The 16,595-nt window shown below is 72.1% G+C and carries 16 protein-coding genes; 12 read left to right on the top strand and 4 right to left on the bottom strand.

Features of this window, described 5'->3' with window-relative positions:
• Positions 1-273: 273 nt before the first annotated feature.
• On the bottom strand, positions 274-1,218 hold the full coding sequence (locus ACFQ79_RS19715; RefSeq protein ID WP_383585125.1) for a hypothetical protein: 945 nt from the start codon (positions 1,216-1,218) through the stop codon (positions 274-276).
• Positions 1,219-1,463: 245 nt separating this feature from the next.
• On the opposite strand from ACFQ79_RS19715, the gene ACFQ79_RS19720 reads away from it, so the two are divergent.
• From ACFQ79_RS19720 to ACFQ79_RS19755, 8 genes are all read left to right on the top strand, one after another.
• The gene (locus ACFQ79_RS19720) at positions 1,464-1,832 is read left to right on the top strand and encodes a low affinity iron permease family protein (protein WP_383585127.1); all 369 of its coding nucleotides are present in this window, start codon (positions 1,464-1,466) and stop codon (positions 1,830-1,832) included.
• 139 nt (positions 1,833-1,971) lie between these two features.
• A complete protein-coding gene (locus ACFQ79_RS19725; protein ID WP_383585129.1) occupies positions 1,972-3,597 on the top strand; it encodes a phospholipase D family protein in 1,626 nt (541 codons plus the stop codon).
• Positions 3,598-3,866: 269 nt separating this feature from the next.
• The gene (locus tag ACFQ79_RS19730; protein WP_383585131.1) at positions 3,867-4,040 is read left to right on the top strand and encodes a CsbD family protein; all 174 of its coding nucleotides are present in this window, start codon (positions 3,867-3,869) and stop codon (positions 4,038-4,040) included.
• 35 nt (positions 4,041-4,075) lie between these two features.
• Positions 4,076-5,197, top strand: coding sequence for a glutamate--cysteine ligase (locus tag ACFQ79_RS19735; RefSeq protein WP_383585133.1), 1,122 nt, complete (start codon positions 4,076-4,078; stop codon positions 5,195-5,197).
• A gap of 32 nt (positions 5,198-5,229) precedes the next feature.
• Positions 5,230-5,526 (top strand): DUF2188 domain-containing protein, encoded by a 297-nt coding sequence (locus ACFQ79_RS19740; protein WP_383585135.1) that lies wholly within the window; start codon positions 5,230-5,232, stop codon positions 5,524-5,526.
• A gap of 127 nt (positions 5,527-5,653) precedes the next feature.
• Positions 5,654-6,496, top strand: a complete 843-nt coding sequence (locus ACFQ79_RS19745) for a hypothetical protein (protein ID WP_383585138.1) — start codon at positions 5,654-5,656, stop codon at positions 6,494-6,496.
• A gap of 32 nt (positions 6,497-6,528) precedes the next feature.
• Entirely contained in the window at positions 6,529-7,062 is a 534-nt protein-coding gene (locus ACFQ79_RS19750; RefSeq protein WP_383585141.1) for a hypothetical protein, read from the top strand.
• 190 nt (positions 7,063-7,252) lie between these two features.
• Entirely contained in the window at positions 7,253-8,791 is a 1,539-nt protein-coding gene (locus ACFQ79_RS19755; protein WP_383585184.1) for an MFS transporter, read from the top strand.
• 86 nt (positions 8,792-8,877) lie between these two features.
• On the opposite strand, the gene ACFQ79_RS19760 is transcribed toward ACFQ79_RS19755, so the two are convergent.
• Both ACFQ79_RS19760 and ACFQ79_RS19765 read right to left on the bottom strand, forming a co-directional pair.
• Positions 8,878-9,612 (bottom strand): dihydrodipicolinate synthase family protein, encoded by a 735-nt coding sequence (locus ACFQ79_RS19760; RefSeq protein WP_383585144.1) that lies wholly within the window; start codon positions 9,610-9,612, stop codon positions 8,878-8,880.
• Between the two features lie 20 nt (positions 9,613-9,632).
• Entirely contained in the window at positions 9,633-9,800 is a 168-nt protein-coding gene (locus ACFQ79_RS19765) for a hypothetical protein (protein ID WP_383585147.1), read from the bottom strand.
• A 71-nt stretch (positions 9,801-9,871) separates the two neighbouring features.
• On the opposite strand from ACFQ79_RS19765, the gene ACFQ79_RS19770 reads away from it, so the two are divergent.
• The 3 genes from ACFQ79_RS19770 (at position 9,872) to ACFQ79_RS19780 (ending at position 12,446) form a co-directional block, all read left to right on the top strand.
• On the top strand, positions 9,872-10,807 hold the full coding sequence (locus ACFQ79_RS19770) for a LysR family transcriptional regulator (protein ID WP_383585150.1): 936 nt from the start codon (positions 9,872-9,874) through the stop codon (positions 10,805-10,807).
• A gap of 228 nt (positions 10,808-11,035) precedes the next feature.
• Positions 11,036-12,283 carry a geranylgeranyl reductase family protein gene (locus ACFQ79_RS19775; RefSeq protein WP_383585186.1) on the top strand — a complete coding sequence of 416 codons (1,248 nt, stop codon included), beginning with the start codon at positions 11,036-11,038 and terminating at the stop codon, positions 12,281-12,283.
• The gene (locus tag ACFQ79_RS19780) at positions 12,201-12,446 is read left to right on the top strand and encodes a PT domain-containing protein (RefSeq protein ID WP_383585153.1); all 246 of its coding nucleotides are present in this window, start codon (positions 12,201-12,203) and stop codon (positions 12,444-12,446) included. Before ACFQ79_RS19775 ends, ACFQ79_RS19780 begins: the two co-directional genes overlap by 83 nt.
• Here the strand turns inward: ACFQ79_RS19780 and ACFQ79_RS19785 are convergent.
• Positions 12,430-13,674: a PP2C family protein-serine/threonine phosphatase gene (locus ACFQ79_RS19785; RefSeq protein WP_383585156.1), complete on the bottom strand. Its 1,245-nt coding sequence runs from the start codon at positions 13,672-13,674 to the stop codon at positions 12,430-12,432. The genes ACFQ79_RS19780 and ACFQ79_RS19785 overlap by 17 nt on opposite strands.
• A gap of 200 nt (positions 13,675-13,874) precedes the next feature.
• Between ACFQ79_RS19785 and ACFQ79_RS19790 the strand changes: the two genes are divergently transcribed.
• A complete protein-coding gene (locus ACFQ79_RS19790) occupies positions 13,875-16,001 on the top strand; it encodes a SpoIIE family protein phosphatase (RefSeq protein WP_383585159.1) in 2,127 nt (708 codons plus the stop codon).
• Positions 16,002-16,595: the final 594 nt, after the last annotated feature.

The raw sequence follows: 16,595 nt of genomic DNA on the forward strand, positions 1-16,595 counted from the left end.
CGGACCGCCCTGCAGGGCGGTCCAGCGTCTTGATCGCCGGAAACGACGTCCGCGTGGGAGCGGGTGCTCGAGTTACTCCCGGTAAGTTCAGCGTACTCCGCCCGGTGGTCGGACGGGCTCTTCTGCCCAGGTGATGTCCCAGCCGGTATGAACGCACGTCCCAGGGCCTGCAGCACACGGCCCAGGGCCCGCAACGCACGGCCCAGGCCCTACAGCGCACGGCCCAGGCCGACAGCGCACGGCCCAGGGCCTGCAACACACGCCGACAGAGCGTCAGCGGCTCAGCGCCGTGCGGAGCGTGAGTCCGTGGTCGCGCCGCAGCCGGTACAGCTCCCAGCACGACAGGGCCGTCACCGTGACGGGCGCGCCGAGGATGAAGATCACCCGGGCACCCGGCGGGACCTGGTCGTAGGAACCGGTGATCACATCGAGGAGCGCCATCTCCCACACCAGGACGCCGGCGAGGATCGGCGGCAGCACTTCGTGGATGTCGGCCGTGCGGAACACGTGCACCAGGGACAGGCCGATGCCGTAGAGCGCGAAGCCGATCGACCACAGACACAGCACGACGATGAGGATCCGTCCGGGGAGTCCCACGGCGTCGCGCAGGCCTGCCGACTCCGGGGCCATGGCGAGGGCGGAGGTGCCCATGGACGCCATGATCGCCAGAACCGAGCCGACGGGACGCAGGGTCCGGCGCAGGTACTCCCGGCGCAGCCCGCCCCGTGCGGCCGCCACGAAGGCGCCGACCACCACGGGGAAGGTGCAGACGAGAACCAGGACGCTGGTCCAGCTCTGGTCGAGGCGGTCGCTCGCCACGCCCTGGACGTCGTCGGCGCTCGCCACGGCGTTGTAGGTGACCATCAGACCCACCCAGGCGAGGAGTCCGAGGCCGGTCCGCCACAACTGGAGCTTGCGGACCTCCGGGTCGTGGACGATCCCGGGGCGCGACGGGCGGAAGGTCCGCTGGGCGGCGTACAGAGGGTTGTAGAGGCCGCGCAGGATGTTCCGGGCCCGCGAGGGCTCCGCGCGCGGAGGCGGGACCGGTGCGTAGCCCGGGGGGTACGAGTATCCCGGCGGAGGGCCGGAGTGCGGGTACGAGTGCCCCGGCGGAGGGCCGGACTGCGGGTACGGGTAGGCCGGCGGCGGGCCGGACTGCGCGTACGGATGTCCCGGCGGGGGAGCGGACGGGGAGTTCGGATGTCCCCGCGGAGCCACCGGAGGAGCGTACGGGGGTCCCTGCGGCAGGTTCGCACCGCCGCCGCCCGCCGCGTCACCGTACCCACTACTGCCGTAACCGCTCATGCCACGCACCCCCGAGGTCCCGCACGTCCGAACCCCGGCATCCTAGGTGCTGGACGCCTGGCCCAAGGCCGTCGGCCGGGTCCTGGGGACGCCTGGCATCCGGAGGTGCGGGAGATCTGGCGACGTGCGGTCCGGGTGCCGCTGCGGTACCACGGAGTATGACCCTCGAGCACCCTTCCGAGCGGGGAGGCAAAGGGCGAGGCCCGTTCGAACGCCTCGCGGAGCGAGCGTCGAATCTGACGAGTTCCCCTTTGTTCTTCTCGTTCTGTCTGCTGCTCGTCGCGGCCTTCATCGGGGTCCATGCGGCGGGCCTGTCGGTGAGCTGGCAACTCCTGGTCGGGGACACCATGGTGTCGGTGACCCTGCTGCTGTTGGCCCTGCTCAAGAACGCCGAGCGGCGGGCGGACCGGGCTGTCCAGCGGAAGCTCGACGCGATCGCGCTGGCGCTGCTGGAGGAACGCCGACGTGCCACCGGCGAGGTGTTCGACTCGCTCGAGGAGGCCATCGGCATGGACGAGGACACCTGAGGCACGCCGCGACGGCGCGGGCCGCCCCGGAGTGGCACGCTGAAAGGTGAGGGTGCCGACGGGGCTCGGGAGAGCCGTACGGGACGCGGCATCACGTCTGCCGCGGCCGGCGGCGGACGGGCCTGGGAGGGCCGACGACGTGACGCGCGCAGAGTGGCTTCTGACACCCGGCGAACGCGGCAATCCCGCGACGCGCCTCGACACGCGCCGCCGGGACGGTAAGGCCTGGTCCGAGCGGAATCGCGCGCTCGCCCTGGTTCACGGCGCCACGTACTTCAGGGAGCTGCTGGACGCCATCCGTGACATGCGCGCCGGTGACCTGCTCCTGTTCACCGACTGGCGCGGCGATCGCGACGAGCGGCTCGCCGGTCAGGGCACCGAGATCGGCGCGGTGCTGCGCGAGGCGGCCGGCCGGCACGTCGTCGTGAAGGGCCTGCTGTGGCGCTCCCACCTGGACAGTCTCCGGTTCAGCCAGGAGGAGAACCGCCGCCTCGGCGCGGAGATCGAGGAGGCGGGCGGCGAGTGCCTGCTCGACACGCGGGTGCGGCCCGGCGGCTCGCACCACCAGAAGATGGTGGTGCTGCGTCACCCCGGCCGCCCGGAGCTGGACGTGGCGTACGTCGGAGGAATCGACCTCTGCCGCAACCGGAACGACGACGCCACCCACGCGGGCGACCGCCAGTCCCTTCCCTTGGCCTCCGCCTACGGTCCGCACCCGCCGTGGCACGACGTGCAGCTCGCCCTTCGCGGGCCGGTCGTCGGCGACGTCGAGGCGGTGTTCCGCGAACGGTGGGAGGACCCCGCTCCGCTCAGTCGCAGCCCGGCCACCCGCTTGCGGGCACTGATGCACCGGGAGGACGCCGACGCGGGCAGACTGCCGCCGCAGGCCCCCGATCCCGTTCCGCGCGGCACGCACACCGTGCAGGTGCTGCGCACGTATCCGAACCGGCTGTGGCGCGGTTATCCCTTCGCCCCCGACGGAGAGCGGAGCATCGCACGGGGGTACCTCAAGGCGCTGCGACGGGCCCGGGCCCTGATCTACGTCGAGGACCAGTACCTGTGGTCCCCGAGAGTGGTGGCCTCGTTCGCCCGGGCGCTGGCCGACCATCCCGGACTGCTGATGATCGGGGTCATTCCCACCTTCCCGGAACAGGACGGCAGGCTCACCCTGCCCATGAACCTGATCGGGCGGATCACGGCGCTGGACGAGTTGCGTCGGGCCGCCGGCGACCGGGTCGCGGTCTACGGACTGGAGAACCATGCCGGGACCCCCGTGTACGTCCATGCCAAGGTGTGCGTCATCGACGACGTGTGGGCCTCCGTGGGCTCCGACAACATCAACCTCCGCTCATGGACCCACGACTCCGAACTCGGCTGCGCCGTCGTCGACGAGAGCCTGGACCGGCGGAGGCCGCGCGACCCCGGAGGGCTCGGGGACGGCGCGCGGGTCTTCGCCCGAGAGCTGCGCCTCGGGCTCATGCGTGAGCACCTGGACGCGCGAGGGGCCGCGGGGCGGCGGGCGGAAGCGGAGCCGGCCGCGCTGTGTGACCCGGCGAGCGCCTTCGGTGCCTTCGCGGAGGCCGCGGCAGCACTCGACGCCTGGCATGAGGCCGGCCGCGGCGGTCCTCGACCGGCCGGCCGGCTGCGCCGGTACAGGCCCCCGGATCTGTCCGGGGCACAGCGGGCGCTGGCGACTCCTCTGCATCACGTTCTGGTCGATCCGGACGGTCGTCCGCTGCGGTTGCGGCGGCACAACACGTTCTGAAGGCGTGACACGACAGGCCACGACACGACAGGCCACGACACGACAGGCCGCGACGGCGCCGGCACGCCCTTCGACTCGCCCGACCTGGAAGAGGCCCGTGCCGCCGTCGTGTGCCTCGATCCGGCCGATCTCCAGGACCCGTCTCGGCGACAGCCCGGTCGCGGCCGGCCCTGGCAGGGGCCGATGACATGGAGTGCCAGGTTTGTCATTCGGAATGCCGGTCAGAACCCATGTATAACCAATGTTCCCATTCTGGGGAGTGGTCAGTCGTGTCGGACAAGGAGAAGGGCCGCGCCAAGGCCGAGCAGGTCAAAGGCAGGCTCAAGGAGATGGTCGGCCGGGCGCTGGGCAACGAACGCCTGACCGCCGAGGGACGCGCGGAGAAGGCGAAGGGGAACGCCCGCGAGGCCAAGGAGAAGATCAAGGACGTCTTCAAGGGCTGACCCGCTCGTGAGACGGGGCGAACGGCGGTGGCTCCATGAGAAGCGTGGGCGTGGAGGAAGAGCTGCTGCTGGTGCACGCCCGCAGCGGGGAGCCGCTCGCTCTGGCCGGTGCCGTCCTCGCCGCCGCCGACAGGTCCGTGGGCCGCCGGCCGGACGACGAGGGTGAGCCGGAGCACGCCTTCGAGAAGGAACTGCAGAAGGAACAGGTGGAGTTCGCCACCGAGCCGGTGACGGAGATGGGCGAACTCCGGGACGAGATCGTCCGCTGCCGCGCCGAGGCCCGCCGTCACGCCGCCTCCGCGGGCGCCCTCGTCGCGGCCCTGGCCACCTCACCGCTGCCCGCCCGGCCCTCGCTGAACCCGGGCGAGCGATACGCATGGCTCGGCGAGCAGTTCGGCCTGACCGCGCAGGAGCAGCTCACCTGCGGCTGCCACGTCCACGTCTCGGTCGAGTCGGACGAGGAGGGCGTCGCCGTGCTGGACAGGATCCGCCCCTGGCTCGCGGTGCTGGCCGCGATGAGCGCGAACTCGCCCTACTGGCAAGGACAGGACAGCAAGTACGCGAGTTACCGCGGCAGGGTGTGGAACCGGCTGCCCTCGGCCGGTCCGATGGACGTCTTCGGATCCGCCGATCGCTACCACGAACAGGTCCGCGCGCTGCTCGACACCGGCGTCCTGCGCGACGAAGGGATGATCTACTTCGACGCCCGGCTGTCGGCCACCTACCCCACCGTGGAGGTCAGGGTGGTGGACGTGTGCCTCGACGCGTCGACTCCGGTGCTCCTTGCCGCCCTGGTACGGGGCCTGGTCGACACCGCCGCCATGGCCTGGCGGGCCGGAGAGCCGCCCTCCCGCGTCAGCACGAGCCTGCTTCGCCTCGCGGCGTGGCGGGCCGGCCGGTCGGGCCTGGAAGGCCCCCTCCTCCACCCCGAGACCATGCGGGAGGCTCCGGCGGCGGAGGTCGTCCGGGCACTGCACGCCCATGTCCGTGAGGCCCTGGCCGAGAGCGGCGACGACGAGCGGGTCCGAGAAGGCATCGCCGCCCTGCTGGAACGGGGCAACGGGGCCCGTGTCCAGCGTGAGCTCCTGCGTACGCACGGAAGTCTCGCTTCGGTGGTCACCCACTGTGCGGAGATCACGAGCGGCTCCCGAGCCTGAGACAGTCCGCTGAAAGGCTGAGGAGAAGGAACATGACAGCGAAACGAACCGTCTACCACGTCGCACCGTCCGGCGAGCGGGCAGCGGCTGCGGGTGTGAAGTGGCAGGTCGAGGGCCGGGAAGGCCGTCGGCTGCTGCACGAGCCGCACCGGACCCAGAGAGACGCGATCGACTCCGCACGTCGGCACGCCAAGGAGCACACCCCCGCACAGGTCGTCGTCCACGCCCGTGACGGGCACGTCCGAACCGCCTACACCTACGGTGACGCCCCCGTCGCATCCCCTGATGAACGGGGCCGCAGGGCAGGGGAACGCGGCGGTCTCTTCTAGCCGCCGGAGCCAGGACGCCCGGAGGACAGGCCATTTGGGGGGCAGGACTTCCAGGGGAAAGGACAACGTCCTGAACCTCCTCGTTTCACTGTCCGCCGGGCGGAGGAGCGGTAACTAGGCTCGTGCCGTGGAACAGCCTGAGCACCACGCCGAAGGCGCGGGACCGTTCACCACCCGGCTCACCTGGCACCACCCCGAAGGGGGGACGGTCGTATGGGAGTCGCGGCCCGCGCGCAAGCGCGGGGCGCTGTCCGTCCGCGACCCCGGGGGCACGGTCGTCATGTCCCCGACCGCCGACGCCGAGGCGCTCGATCGCCTCCGGAGGCTCAATTCCGTCGCATCGGGTGCGTTCTTCCTCGGCGGAACGCTCTTCGCTCTCGGCGCCGGGGTCGCCCAGTTCGGCTCGGGCGACCCGGCAGAGAGCGCCTCCATCTACCTGGTCGGCGGGCTCTTCTTCACCATCGGCGGCTACACCGCGCTCCTGCAGGTGCTGAACGCGCCTCGCCACGCCCCGGCGGGCGGCCCACTGGCAACGGTCGGATGGCGGTGGTGGGGGTACGAGCCGATGCGTCTGGACTGGCTCAGCACGTTCGTGCTGTTCGCCGGGACGCTCGTGTTCGGAGTCAACCTGCTGGACTCCTTCCTGCAGGGGCTCAGCGTCCAGCAGACCAACCGACTGATCTGGGCTCCCGATGTGGTCGGCTGCGTGCTCTTCCTGGTGTCGGGTCATCTCGCGTTCGCCGAGATCTGCCATCGCTCCCGGCCCTGCCTGCGCTCGCGCAGCCTCGGTTGGTGGGTGGTGGCGGTGAATCAGTTCGGGTCGGTGCTCTTCATGGTCTCCGCGCTGGCCGCCTTCACCCGGCCCACGACCCAGAGCCTGGTCAACGCCGACATCGCCAACTGGGGGACGTTGTGCGGTGCGCTGTGCTTCGCGCTCGGTGGCGTACTGCAGGCCTTCGAACGTCCCTAGGCCTGTCGGACCGGCTTGTTAGGGTCGGCCTCATGACGATCGAGGGGGCGCACTCCACGGCGCACACGACCGCGCACTCCACGGCGCACACGACCGCGCACTCCACGGCGCACACGGCTGCGCACAGCGCGACGCACACCACCGCACACACCACAGCGCACACGACCGCGCACACCACCGCGCACGGCGCCGCCCCGCGCCCGCTCGACCGGCTCGTGGGCGACGAGTTCGGCGCCTGGTGGACGGACGACTTCGCCCCGTTGGCGGAACGCTTCCCCGAATGCTTCCTGCTGCCCGGCGGTTCGGACTCCCGGCGCGTCCTCGCGGTCACCGAACCCGACGAGGAAGGGGAGTATCCCGTCCTCGCCCTCGACATGGACGACCTGCCGTTCGTCGGACTGATGTACCCCGGATTCGATGTCTACCTGGCCGATACCGCCGGCCTCGTCGAGCGCGACACCGGCTCCTACACGTCGCTGTTCCGCCACGACGCCTATGGGCCCCGGATGCGCCGCCACGCAGCCCACTGCCTCGACGGTGAGGTGTGCGCCGAGTACCCCTTCTGAGACCGCACCGGCCTTTCTCCTCCCCGGCGTCCCCGTTCTCTCGCCCGCCTCTTCCGGCACCCGCGTGCCCGCGCGCGGCGTGCGCGACGCTGTGGACGGGCTCAGACTGGACAGCGTGAGCAGCCGGACAGAGCCTGATCCGCAGCCGCACCCCGCGCAGCAGAAGGGTGGACGGCTCCCGAACGAGACCATGGCACTCGCGGCGATGATGTTCGCGGTGGCGATGACCTTCATCGACCAGACCATCGTCTCCATCGCCGCCCCCGACATCGTGCGCGAACTGGGACTCTCCAGCTCGGGCATGCAATGGGTGGTCAACGCCTATCTCCTCTCCCTCGCCGCGTTCTTCGCCCTCGGCGGCCGGCTGGCAGACCTGTACGGGCCACGGCGCATCGTCATCATCGGCACCCTCGTCTTCGTCATCGCGTCGGTCCTCTGCGGGTGCGTCCCGTCCGGCGACTACGCCCAGCCGTGGCTCATCACCTTCCGGGCCGTGCAGGGTCTCGGCGCGGCACTGCTCTTCCCGGCCGCCCTGGCCGTGGTCGTGGCGGTGTTCCCCGTCGAGCGGCGGGGCAGGGCGCTTGCCCTGTTCTTCGGGATCTCCGGAGCGCTGACCGCCGTCGGCCCGCTGCTCGGCGGCTGGCTCACGGCCTCGTGGACCTGGCGCGCCGTCTTCTGGGTCAACGTGCCGGTCGCGGTCATCGCCCTGATCCTCACCGCTCTCGCGCACATCGCGGACCGCCCGCGCCCCGGAACTCTCGACGTGCCCGGCGCCGTTCTCGTCGCCGCCGGCATGGGCCTGAGCGTCCTCGGCTTCCAGCAGGCCTGGTCGTGGGGATGGGGGAGCTGGGCGACGTGGCTCTGCGTCGTCGGCGGCCTCGTGATCCTGTACGTGTTCGTACGGTACGAACGCGGCGTCCGCCACCCGCTGATCGACCTGCGGGTCTTCCAGGACAAGGCGTTCACGGTGGACGCGGCCGTGCTGTTCTTCGCGATGCTCGCCTTCGTGCCGGTGTTCTTCTTCTCCTCCGTCTACGCGCAGGTGTCCCTGAGCGCCTCGCCCAACCAGGCGGCGCTCTTCCTGCTGTACTTCTTCGTCGGCTTCGCCCTCGCCTCCCAGTGGGGCGGCCGGATCCTCGACAAACGGGGCGCGCGCCCCGCGCTGAAGGCGGGAACGATCCTGGGCGCGGTCGGCTTCGCCCTGTGGGCCAACGAACTGACGAACCTGTCCATGCACGACCAATGGCCGTACGCGGCCCTCGCCGGCGCGGGAATCGGCTTCATCCTGGCCCCGGCGTCGACGGACGCGGTCAACCGGGCCATCGGAACCTCGTACGGCGAGGTCACCGGTATCACCCAGACCGTCCGCAACTACGCGGCGAGCATCGGCCTTGCGGTGTTCGGCGCCCTGCTGTCGCGGGCCATGACGGAGAACGTCACGGACACGCTCCGGGCCCGGGGCATCGACCCCGCCACCGCGGACCAGGTCGCACGCGGCATCACCGACTCCGTCTCCGGCCACGGCGATGCCACCCCGCCGACCGGCACCGGACAGGTCGCCGAAGCCACTCGCGACGCCATGTCGTCCATCCAGATGGACTTCGCCCAGGCCAACCAGTGGGTCTTCTACGGCATGGCCGTAGCCCTGGGCCTCGGCTTCCTGTGCGCCGTCCGCCACCCGGGCGACCGCGCCGTCCCGAAGGAACCGGAGCCGACACCCCCGGTGTGAACCAGGCGCCGTAGCTCCTGCGGCCCGTCGTCCCGGAGGCCGCCCGGGCCGCCTGGGCGGAACGGGTTCGGGGTCGTCACCCGCGGTCAGGCCGCGGCCTCGTGGCGCGCGCGGTGGGTCCGTGTGTCGGCCAGGCTCGTCGCCCGCCGTACCGCATCGGTGGAGGCGGCCAGCAGCGGCAGCCGGACGGCCGGGCTGGGGATGCGGCCCTGGGCGTGCAGGACGCCCTTGATCACGGTCGGGTTGGGCTCGGCGAAGAGCGCGGCGGACAGCCGGGCCAGCTCGGCTCCCAGCCGGCGGGCCGGTGCGGCCTCGTCGCGCCGCCACAGCGAGATCAGTTCGGCGAAGTCAGCGGTGCGGACATGGGCCGACGCCAGGATCCCGCCGTGGGCGCCCGCCGCGAGCAGCGGCGAGATGACGGCGTCGTCGCCGCCGAGCACCGCGAAGCCCGGTGCCGTCGAGCCGAGCAGGTCCATGGTGGATCCGTCGATCGCACCGGTCGCGTACTTGACCGCGACGACCTCCGGCAGGTGCCCCAGCGCCTTCAGGGCGCTGGTGCCGAGGGGCTGACCGGTGCGGTACGGGACGTCGTAGACGACCAGCGGGAGGCCTCCGTGTTCGGCGAGTGCCGTGAAGTGCGCCAGCGTTCCCGCCTCGCCGGGCCGGGTGTAGGGCGGCGCGGGGACCAGCGCCGCGGCGACGTCACCGCTTTGGGCGAGGTCCCGCAGTGTCGTGATGGCGGCGGCCGTGTCATTCGTGCCGACGCCGACGATCAGCGGAGCTCCGTGTGCCCGGCAGGCGGCCGAGCAGATGCGGACCACGGCCCGCTTCTCCTCCGTGGTCAGCGTGGCCGCCTCCGCGTGGTGCCGAGGGCGACGAGACCGCGTGCGCCGGCCGACAGGGCCTCGTCGGCGAGGCGGGCGAGCGTGTCCGGGGCAAGGCGCAGGTCGTCGGTGAACGGAGTCACCAAGGGGACGAACAGGCCGGTGAGGTTCGCTTCGGGCTTCATGCGACCAGCCTCACCGACACCGACCCGGTAGATCCAGCTCACATTTCTTCGCTCATGCGTAAGGTGATCTTATGCTTGATGTGCGACGTCTCCACCTGCTCCGCGAACTGCAGCGACGCGGCACCATCGCGGCCGTGGCAGAGGCGCTCACCTTCACCGCGTCGGCCGTCTCCCAGCAACTGGGTGTCCTCGAACGCGAAGCCGGTGTGCCCCTGCTGGAACGAAGCGGCAGGCGGGTGGTGCTCACGCCCGCGGGCCGCACCCTCGTCACCCACGCCGACGCCGTTCTCGAACGCCTCGAACGCGCGGTCTCCGAGCTGGCCGGGGCGCGCGAGGGCATCGGGGGACCGCTGCGGATCGGGACGTTCCCCTCCGGCGGCCCCGCGATCGTGCCCGGGACGCTGGCCGAACTGGCCCTGCGGCACCCCGCGCTGGAACCGATGCTGCAGGAGATCGACTCGGCGCGAGTCTCCGACGCCCTGCGCACCGGCGAACTCGACGTGGCCCTCGTCCACGACTACGACTTCGTTCCCGCCTCACCGGACACCACGGTCGATCAGGTGCCCCTGCTGGACGAGCCGATGTACCTGGCCACGGCCGAGGCCGCCGACGACAGGCCTCCCGCCAGCGGTTCGGCCGCCCACCCCGGCACCCTGGCCGAACTGCTCGGACCGTGGGCCACGACCCCGTGGATCACCGCCCGGGACGGTACGACCGGTCACGCGATGGCCGTACGCGCCTGCCAGGCGGCCGGCTTCCAGCCGCGCATCCGCCATCAGGTCAACGACTTCCGTACCGTCCTGGCGCTGGCCGCGATCGGGCAAGGCGCCGGATTCGTACCGGAGATGGCCACCACGCCCACCCCCGAAGGCGTGGTCCTGACCCGGCTGCCCCTCTTCCGCCGCTCGAAGGTCGCCTTCCGCGCGGGCGGCCGCACGCACCCGGCGATCGCAGCCTTCGTGGCGGCGGCCCGCACGGCGGTGGGCACCGCGGACGGTGCCTCCTAGTCGGGGACGGCGGCCGTCCCGGCGGCGGTGGCACCGCTCCGCCGCCACGGCGGCCCGCAGGGCCGTGTCCGCCGCCACCTCCCGGCTCGGGCCGACGGATCGGTACGTTCCACCGGCTCCCGCCCTGGGCATAGTGGTGGGGTGATCACCAAAAGTGGCGAGGCCGACGAAGGCCGCGACGCCGGCAGCGCGGGCACTGAAGGCGCCGGTGACGAAGAGGCACAGGTCATCGTGGTGGGGGCGGGTCCGGCGGGTTCCGCCGCCGCGGTGCACCTCGCGAGGGCGGGGGTGGACGTGCTGCTCCTGGAGAAGGGCGGTTTCCCCCGGGAGAAGGTGTGCGGCGACGGGCTGACACCACGCGGCGTGTACCAGTTGGTGCGGATGGGCATCGACATCGACGCACCGGGGTGGATGCGCAACAAGGGCATGCGCTGGGTCTGCGGCGGCCACCAGGCGGAGCTCGACTGGCCGCGCCTGGGTGCCCTTCCCGATTTCGGACTCACCCGCAGTCGGCACGACTTCGACGACCTGCTCGCCACTCACGCCCGCGCCACCGGAGCGCGCCTCCGTACCCATGTGAAGGTGACGGGCCCGCTGACCGACCGGGCAGGACACGTCATCGGCGTGACCGCCTCCCGCGGACCGGGGCAGGAGCCGGTCCGCTACCGGGCGCCGTTGGTGATCGCCGCCGACGGAGCCTCCGCGCGCACGACCCTCGGGCTGGGGTTCGAACGAGACGCCAAGAGGCCCGTCGCGGCCGCTGCCCGGCGGTACTACCGCAGCGAGGCCCGTACACATGACCCCTACCTGGAGCTCTGGGCCGACCTGCGCTGTCCTCGTACCGGACGGGATCTGCCCGGATACGGGTGGGTGTTCCCCCTGGGGGACGGGCGCGTCAACGTGGGCCTCGGTGTCCTGCCGCAGCACCGGCGGCGCAGGCCGGTGGACCTGCGGGCGGCGCTGGACCACTGGCTGCCCCGCCTGCCCGCGGACTGGGGGCTGGACGAGGAGACCGCCGACTCGCCCCTGCGCAGCGCGCCGCTGCCGATGGGACTGAACCGGCGCCCGCAGTACCGGCGGGGTGTGCTGCTCGTGGGCGACAGCGCCGGCATGGTCAGTCCGTGGAGCGGCGAGGGCATCGCCCAGGCCATGGAGGCCGCCGAGGTGGCGGCGGACATCATCGCCCTGGCACTGGCCCGTCCGGCCGGACCGCGCCGGGAACACGCCTTGCACCAGTACCCGGCCGAGATCCAGCGCCGATGGGCGCGCTACTACCGGCTGGGCAACCTCGCCGGGGATCTGATCTTCTCGCGCTACGGCTTCCGGCCCGTCCTCCACCCCCGTGTGATGGCCTCGCCCCACGTCCTGCGCACCCTGGCCCGCCTGCTCACCCATGTCACCGACGAGCCCGCACACGACACCATCGACGCCGTCCTCCACGGGCTGCTGCGCCTCGTGCCCACCCCACGGAGGTAGACCCGCCGTACCGACCGTCGTACCGACCGCTGTACCGACCGTCGTACCGACCGCTGTACCGACCGTCGTACCGACCGCTGTACCGACCGCCGTACCGACGTCGTGCCGACCGCCGTGCCGACCGTCGTGCCGGGCGTTCCGCGGGCTCAGACGCGGACGATGACGAGGGCGATGTCGTCGCGGGCTCCGCTGGCGACGCCGAGTCGCGCGAGCAGCGCGTCGGCCAGCTCGGCCGGATCAAGGGTGGCCAGGTCACCCAGGGCGTTGGTGAGCCGGTCCAGGCCGGTGTCGATGTCCTCGTCGCGGCGTTCGATCAGCCCGTCGGTGTAGAGGACGAGGGTGTCACCCGGGCGGTAGGGGGAGCCGGCCTGCGGTCGGGGAACGTGCTCGGGTCTGGCTCCCAGCGGCGGGTCGGTGGCCTGGTCCAACAGCTCGCACGTGCCGTCCGCGTGCAGCAGCACCGGCGGCGGGTGCCCGGCGCTGGAGTAGACGAGCAGTTTGGAGCGGGTGTCCACGAGGACGCTGACCGCGGTCGCGGCGAGCGCGCCGTCCACGGAGCGGGCGTACATGCCCAGCACTTCCAGGGCCCCGGCCGGCCCGGCCACCGCCCGACTGGCCGCGGACAGCGCGCTGCGGAGCATGCCCATGACGGTGGCCGCCTCCAGCCCGTGCCCGACGACGTCGCCCACCGCGACGGTGAACCGCCCCTCGGCCAGGTCGACGGCGTCGTACCAGTCGCCGCACACGTTCAGCGAACCGATCGCCGGCAGATAGCGCACCGCCACGTCACTGTGCCGGGCCAGGTCAGGGGAGTGCAGCATCGCCTCCTGCAAGGTGACGGCGACCTCCCGCTCCCGGGCGTGCGCCGCCCGCAGCTCCTCGTTCAGCCGCTGCAGCTCCCGCGCGCGGGCGTACAGCTCGGCCTCCATCCCCTCCTCGCGCTCGCTCATCCGCCGCCCCTCGTTCCGGCCCCGGAACCGGCGGGACCGCATGAACGCCGTCACGTCCTCCACGCGGTGGATGATCCAGGCGACCCGCCCGTCCGCGTTCTTGACCGGGGTGTTCACCGGGGACCACCAGCGTTCCTCGAACACACCGGGCTGCGAGACGACGGGGATGTCGTACTTCTGCACCGCCATGGTGTCGGCCTCACCGGTGGCCAGCACCCGCCCCAGCGACGCCCCCAGGTTCTTCACCCCGTCCGCGCCCGGGTCGTCGGGGTTGTCGGGGAACGCGTCGAACACGTGCTGCCCGAGCAGATCCTCCCGGGTGCGGCCGGTCGCCCGCAGGTACGCATCGTTCACATCCACGATCAGCAGATCCGGTGCCAGTACCAGATACGGGCTGGGCGTCGCGGCGAACAACGCACTGTGGTCGATCTCCGGCCTCACAGACCTTCCGATCCTCGTCCCGAGAGGAACCCCCTCCGACCAGCGTACGCAGCGCTCCCGCCGACCGCGCCCCAGCAGGCCTGTCCGGCGGGACCGGCCGGCGTCACCCGGCCACTCCACTGCGGTGGCCGGGCGGGTGGGGTGGGCGTTGCATGGGAGGCAGCGCGGTCCACCCGTCTCGTCGAATGGGCGGTCACACAGTGGTTGGTGAAGATCATCCGGACAGCCTGTCCACCCCCGAGGGCCTCGGGGGTGCCGTCCTGGACGCGCTCTTCTCCCAGTCCCCCATGGGCCTGCACGTGTACGACCAGGAGCTGCGCCTGGTACGGGTGAACACGGCGGCCCGGCTGATGCGGGAGTTCCCGGCCGACCGGCTGCTCGGCCGTACGCTCCCGGAGATCCTGCGGTCCTTCGACATCACCGACCCCGCGGCCGTGGAACGGGCCGCCCACCGGGTGCTGGAGACCGGCGTGCCCGAGCTCGACATGAGGATCCGGTTCCGCGACCGCCGCGTCCCTCTGGCCGAAACCGTCTCCTCGGTGTCCGGGTTCCGGCTGCAGCGGGCCGACGGCACCGTGCTCGGGCTCGCCGCCGCACTGACCGACATCACCGCCCGGGTGCGGGCCGAAGCGGAGGTGCGCCTGCAGAACGAGGCGGCCGCGCGGATCGGAACCACGCTCGACATCTTCCGTACGGCGGCCGAGTTCTGCGAGGTCGTCTCCCCGGCCCTGGCCGACACCGTGACCGTCGACGTCTACGACGTGGTCCTGGGCGGCCGGGCTCCCATCGCGGACGCTCTCGACCGGGACCAGACCGTCCGACGCGTGGGGTACCGCTCGGTCGCCGGACCGGACCAGGACGGCGTCCCGGCCGTCGGCGAGGTGGACGTGTACCCGCCGGGCACCCCCTACCGAACCGTCCTGGACACCCTGGCCCCGAAGCTGATCCGACGCCTGCGTCCGGACGCCCACTGGCTCGATCCGAGGCGTCGGCGTGACGCCCGGATCCTGAGCGCACGGACGCATTCCATGCTGCTCGTTCCGATCCGAGCCCGGGGTGTGGTGCTCGGCCTGGCCTGTTTCTACCGCTGGCGCGAACCCGCCCCGTACGACCACCGGCACCTGAGGCTCGCGCAGCAGCTCACCACCCACGCGGGCCAGTGCCTGGACAACGCCCGTCTCTACGGGCGCGAGCGCTCGGCCGCCCGCATCCTGTCCGGTGGCTTCGCCCAGGCGCAGGCCTCCGTCGTGACGGCCGTCGAACTCGCCCGCACCCACCTGCCGGCCGGCACGGGCGGCGGCTGGTCCGACGCCATCTCCCTCTCCGGGTCCAGGGTCGCCCTCGTGGCGGGCGACACCACGTCCGGGACTTCGCGTCCGGCGGCGATGAGCGAGCTCCGCGCGGCGATCGAGGCGCTCGCCGACCTCGACCTGCCGCCGGAGGACATCCTCCAGCGGCTTCACGACCTCGCGAGCCGCCCGAGCAGCCCGCCGGACACGGCTGCACCGGACGCCGGTGACGGAACGCCCGCCACCTGCCTCTGCCTCGTCTACGACCCGGTCACCCGGCTGTGCACCGCAGCGAGCGCGGGACACCCGCCACCGGTTCTGGTGCATCCGGGCGGTGCCGTCGAACTGCTGGACGTCGCGGCCGGACCACCTCTCGGGCAGGGCCTCGCGGAGTACGCGCTCACGCGACGCGTCCTGCCCGAAGGGAGCACCCTGCTGATCTGCAACACCGCTCTGCTGACCGCGGCCGGCGGCCCGGAAGCGCTGCTGAGCCGGCTGACCGACCTGTTCGCCGAACCGCAGCCCTCTCTTCAGGCCATGTGCGACAGGTGCGCCGAGGTCCTCGCGCCCGAGCAGCCGCTCCGGGACGCCTACCTGTTGCTGGCCCGCACCCGCACGTTGGGCGACTCCCGGACGAGGGCGTGGACCTTTCCCAACCGTCCGGAGAGCGCCGGGCAGGCGCGCAGGAGGGCCATGGACCAACTCGCGGAATGGGGACTGGCCCAGGACGTCATCGACGACACCGCCCTCGTCGTCAGTGAGCTGGTCACCAACTCCGTGCGCTACGCGAAGGGGCCGATCCAGTTGCGCCTCATCCGCGACGGCGCGCTCGTGTGCGAGGTCACCGACGACAGCAGCGCAAGTCCGCACCTTCGCCGCGCCCTGGACGCGGACGAGAACGGCCGGGGCCTGTTCATCACCGCCCACCTCACCCAGCGCTGGGGCGTGAGGCCCTCAGAACGAGGCAAGACGCTCTGGGCGGCACGAACCCTCCCCACGGCCCCGCCCCTCGGTCACGACCCCGCCGCCGGGACGTGACCGGGGCCGGACGCCACGGAGGAACGCTCTTCCTTGCCGTGGGCGAAGACCTGGGCGTCGATCAGGACCTCCTCGATCCGCGGGCCCGGCGCCGTGCGGTGAGGAAGCCGCCCGCCACGGTGGCTCCGACAGCCAGGGCGAGGCCTATGCCCACGCTGAGACCGGACGGACCGGATGCTCCACCGATCCCCGCCCGGGTACCGCGACTCGGGACGACGGGGGCCGGCTGAACGGCACCGGCACTCGGATTCACCGGTGAGACGGCGGTAGCGCCCGGGTCCACCGGCGGCACGGGCCCAGGCACGGCGCCTGTGCTGCTGCGCCTGGGAAGTGCCTCACAGGCGAGCCCGTCATCAGGTCCCTGATCCTCGTCGAGCCGGTTCGGGTCGCTCGGGTCCCGGTCGAACTCCGCCTGGGCGTCCTCCTGGAATCGGAAGTTGCGACAGTCGAGGTCCTGGGCGTGAGCGACGCCGGACAACGGGGCGAGAGAGGCGATCGCCAGGGCTATGCCGGCGACCATGCTGCGACTGCTCATCGGAAGTCCTCCTGGGGGCCGTGCAAGCGTCATCCCACGCTATGAGCGGCCCCTGCCCG

Source organism: Streptomyces sp. NPDC056480 (assembly GCF_042795405.1).
Lineage (GTDB): Bacteria > Actinomycetota > Actinomycetes > Streptomycetales > Streptomycetaceae > Streptomyces.

Excerpts from the sequence above, each read along its gene's own strand:
- ACFQ79_RS19720 (WP_383585127.1), top strand. The coding sequence starts at position 1,464 with ATGACCCTCGAGCACCCTTCCGAGCGGGGAGGCAAAGGGCGAGGCCCG.
- ACFQ79_RS19735 (WP_383585133.1), top strand. The coding sequence starts at position 4,076 with ATGAGAAGCGTGGGCGTGGAGGAAGAGCTGCTGCTGGTGCACGCCCGC.
- ACFQ79_RS19740 (WP_383585135.1), top strand. The coding sequence starts at position 5,230 with ATGACAGCGAAACGAACCGTCTACCACGTCGCACCGTCCGGCGAGCGG.
- ACFQ79_RS19750 (WP_383585141.1), top strand. The coding sequence starts at position 6,529 with ATGACGATCGAGGGGGCGCACTCCACGGCGCACACGACCGCGCACTCC.
- ACFQ79_RS19755 (WP_383585184.1), top strand. The coding sequence starts at position 7,253 with ATGGCACTCGCGGCGATGATGTTCGCGGTGGCGATGACCTTCATCGAC.
- ACFQ79_RS19765 (WP_383585147.1), bottom strand. The coding sequence starts at position 9,800 with ATGAAGCCCGAAGCGAACCTCACCGGCCTGTTCGTCCCCTTGGTGACT.
- ACFQ79_RS19770 (WP_383585150.1), top strand. The coding sequence starts at position 9,872 with ATGCTTGATGTGCGACGTCTCCACCTGCTCCGCGAACTGCAGCGACGC.
- ACFQ79_RS19780 (WP_383585153.1), top strand. The coding sequence starts at position 12,201 with ATGTCACCGACGAGCCCGCACACGACACCATCGACGCCGTCCTCCACG.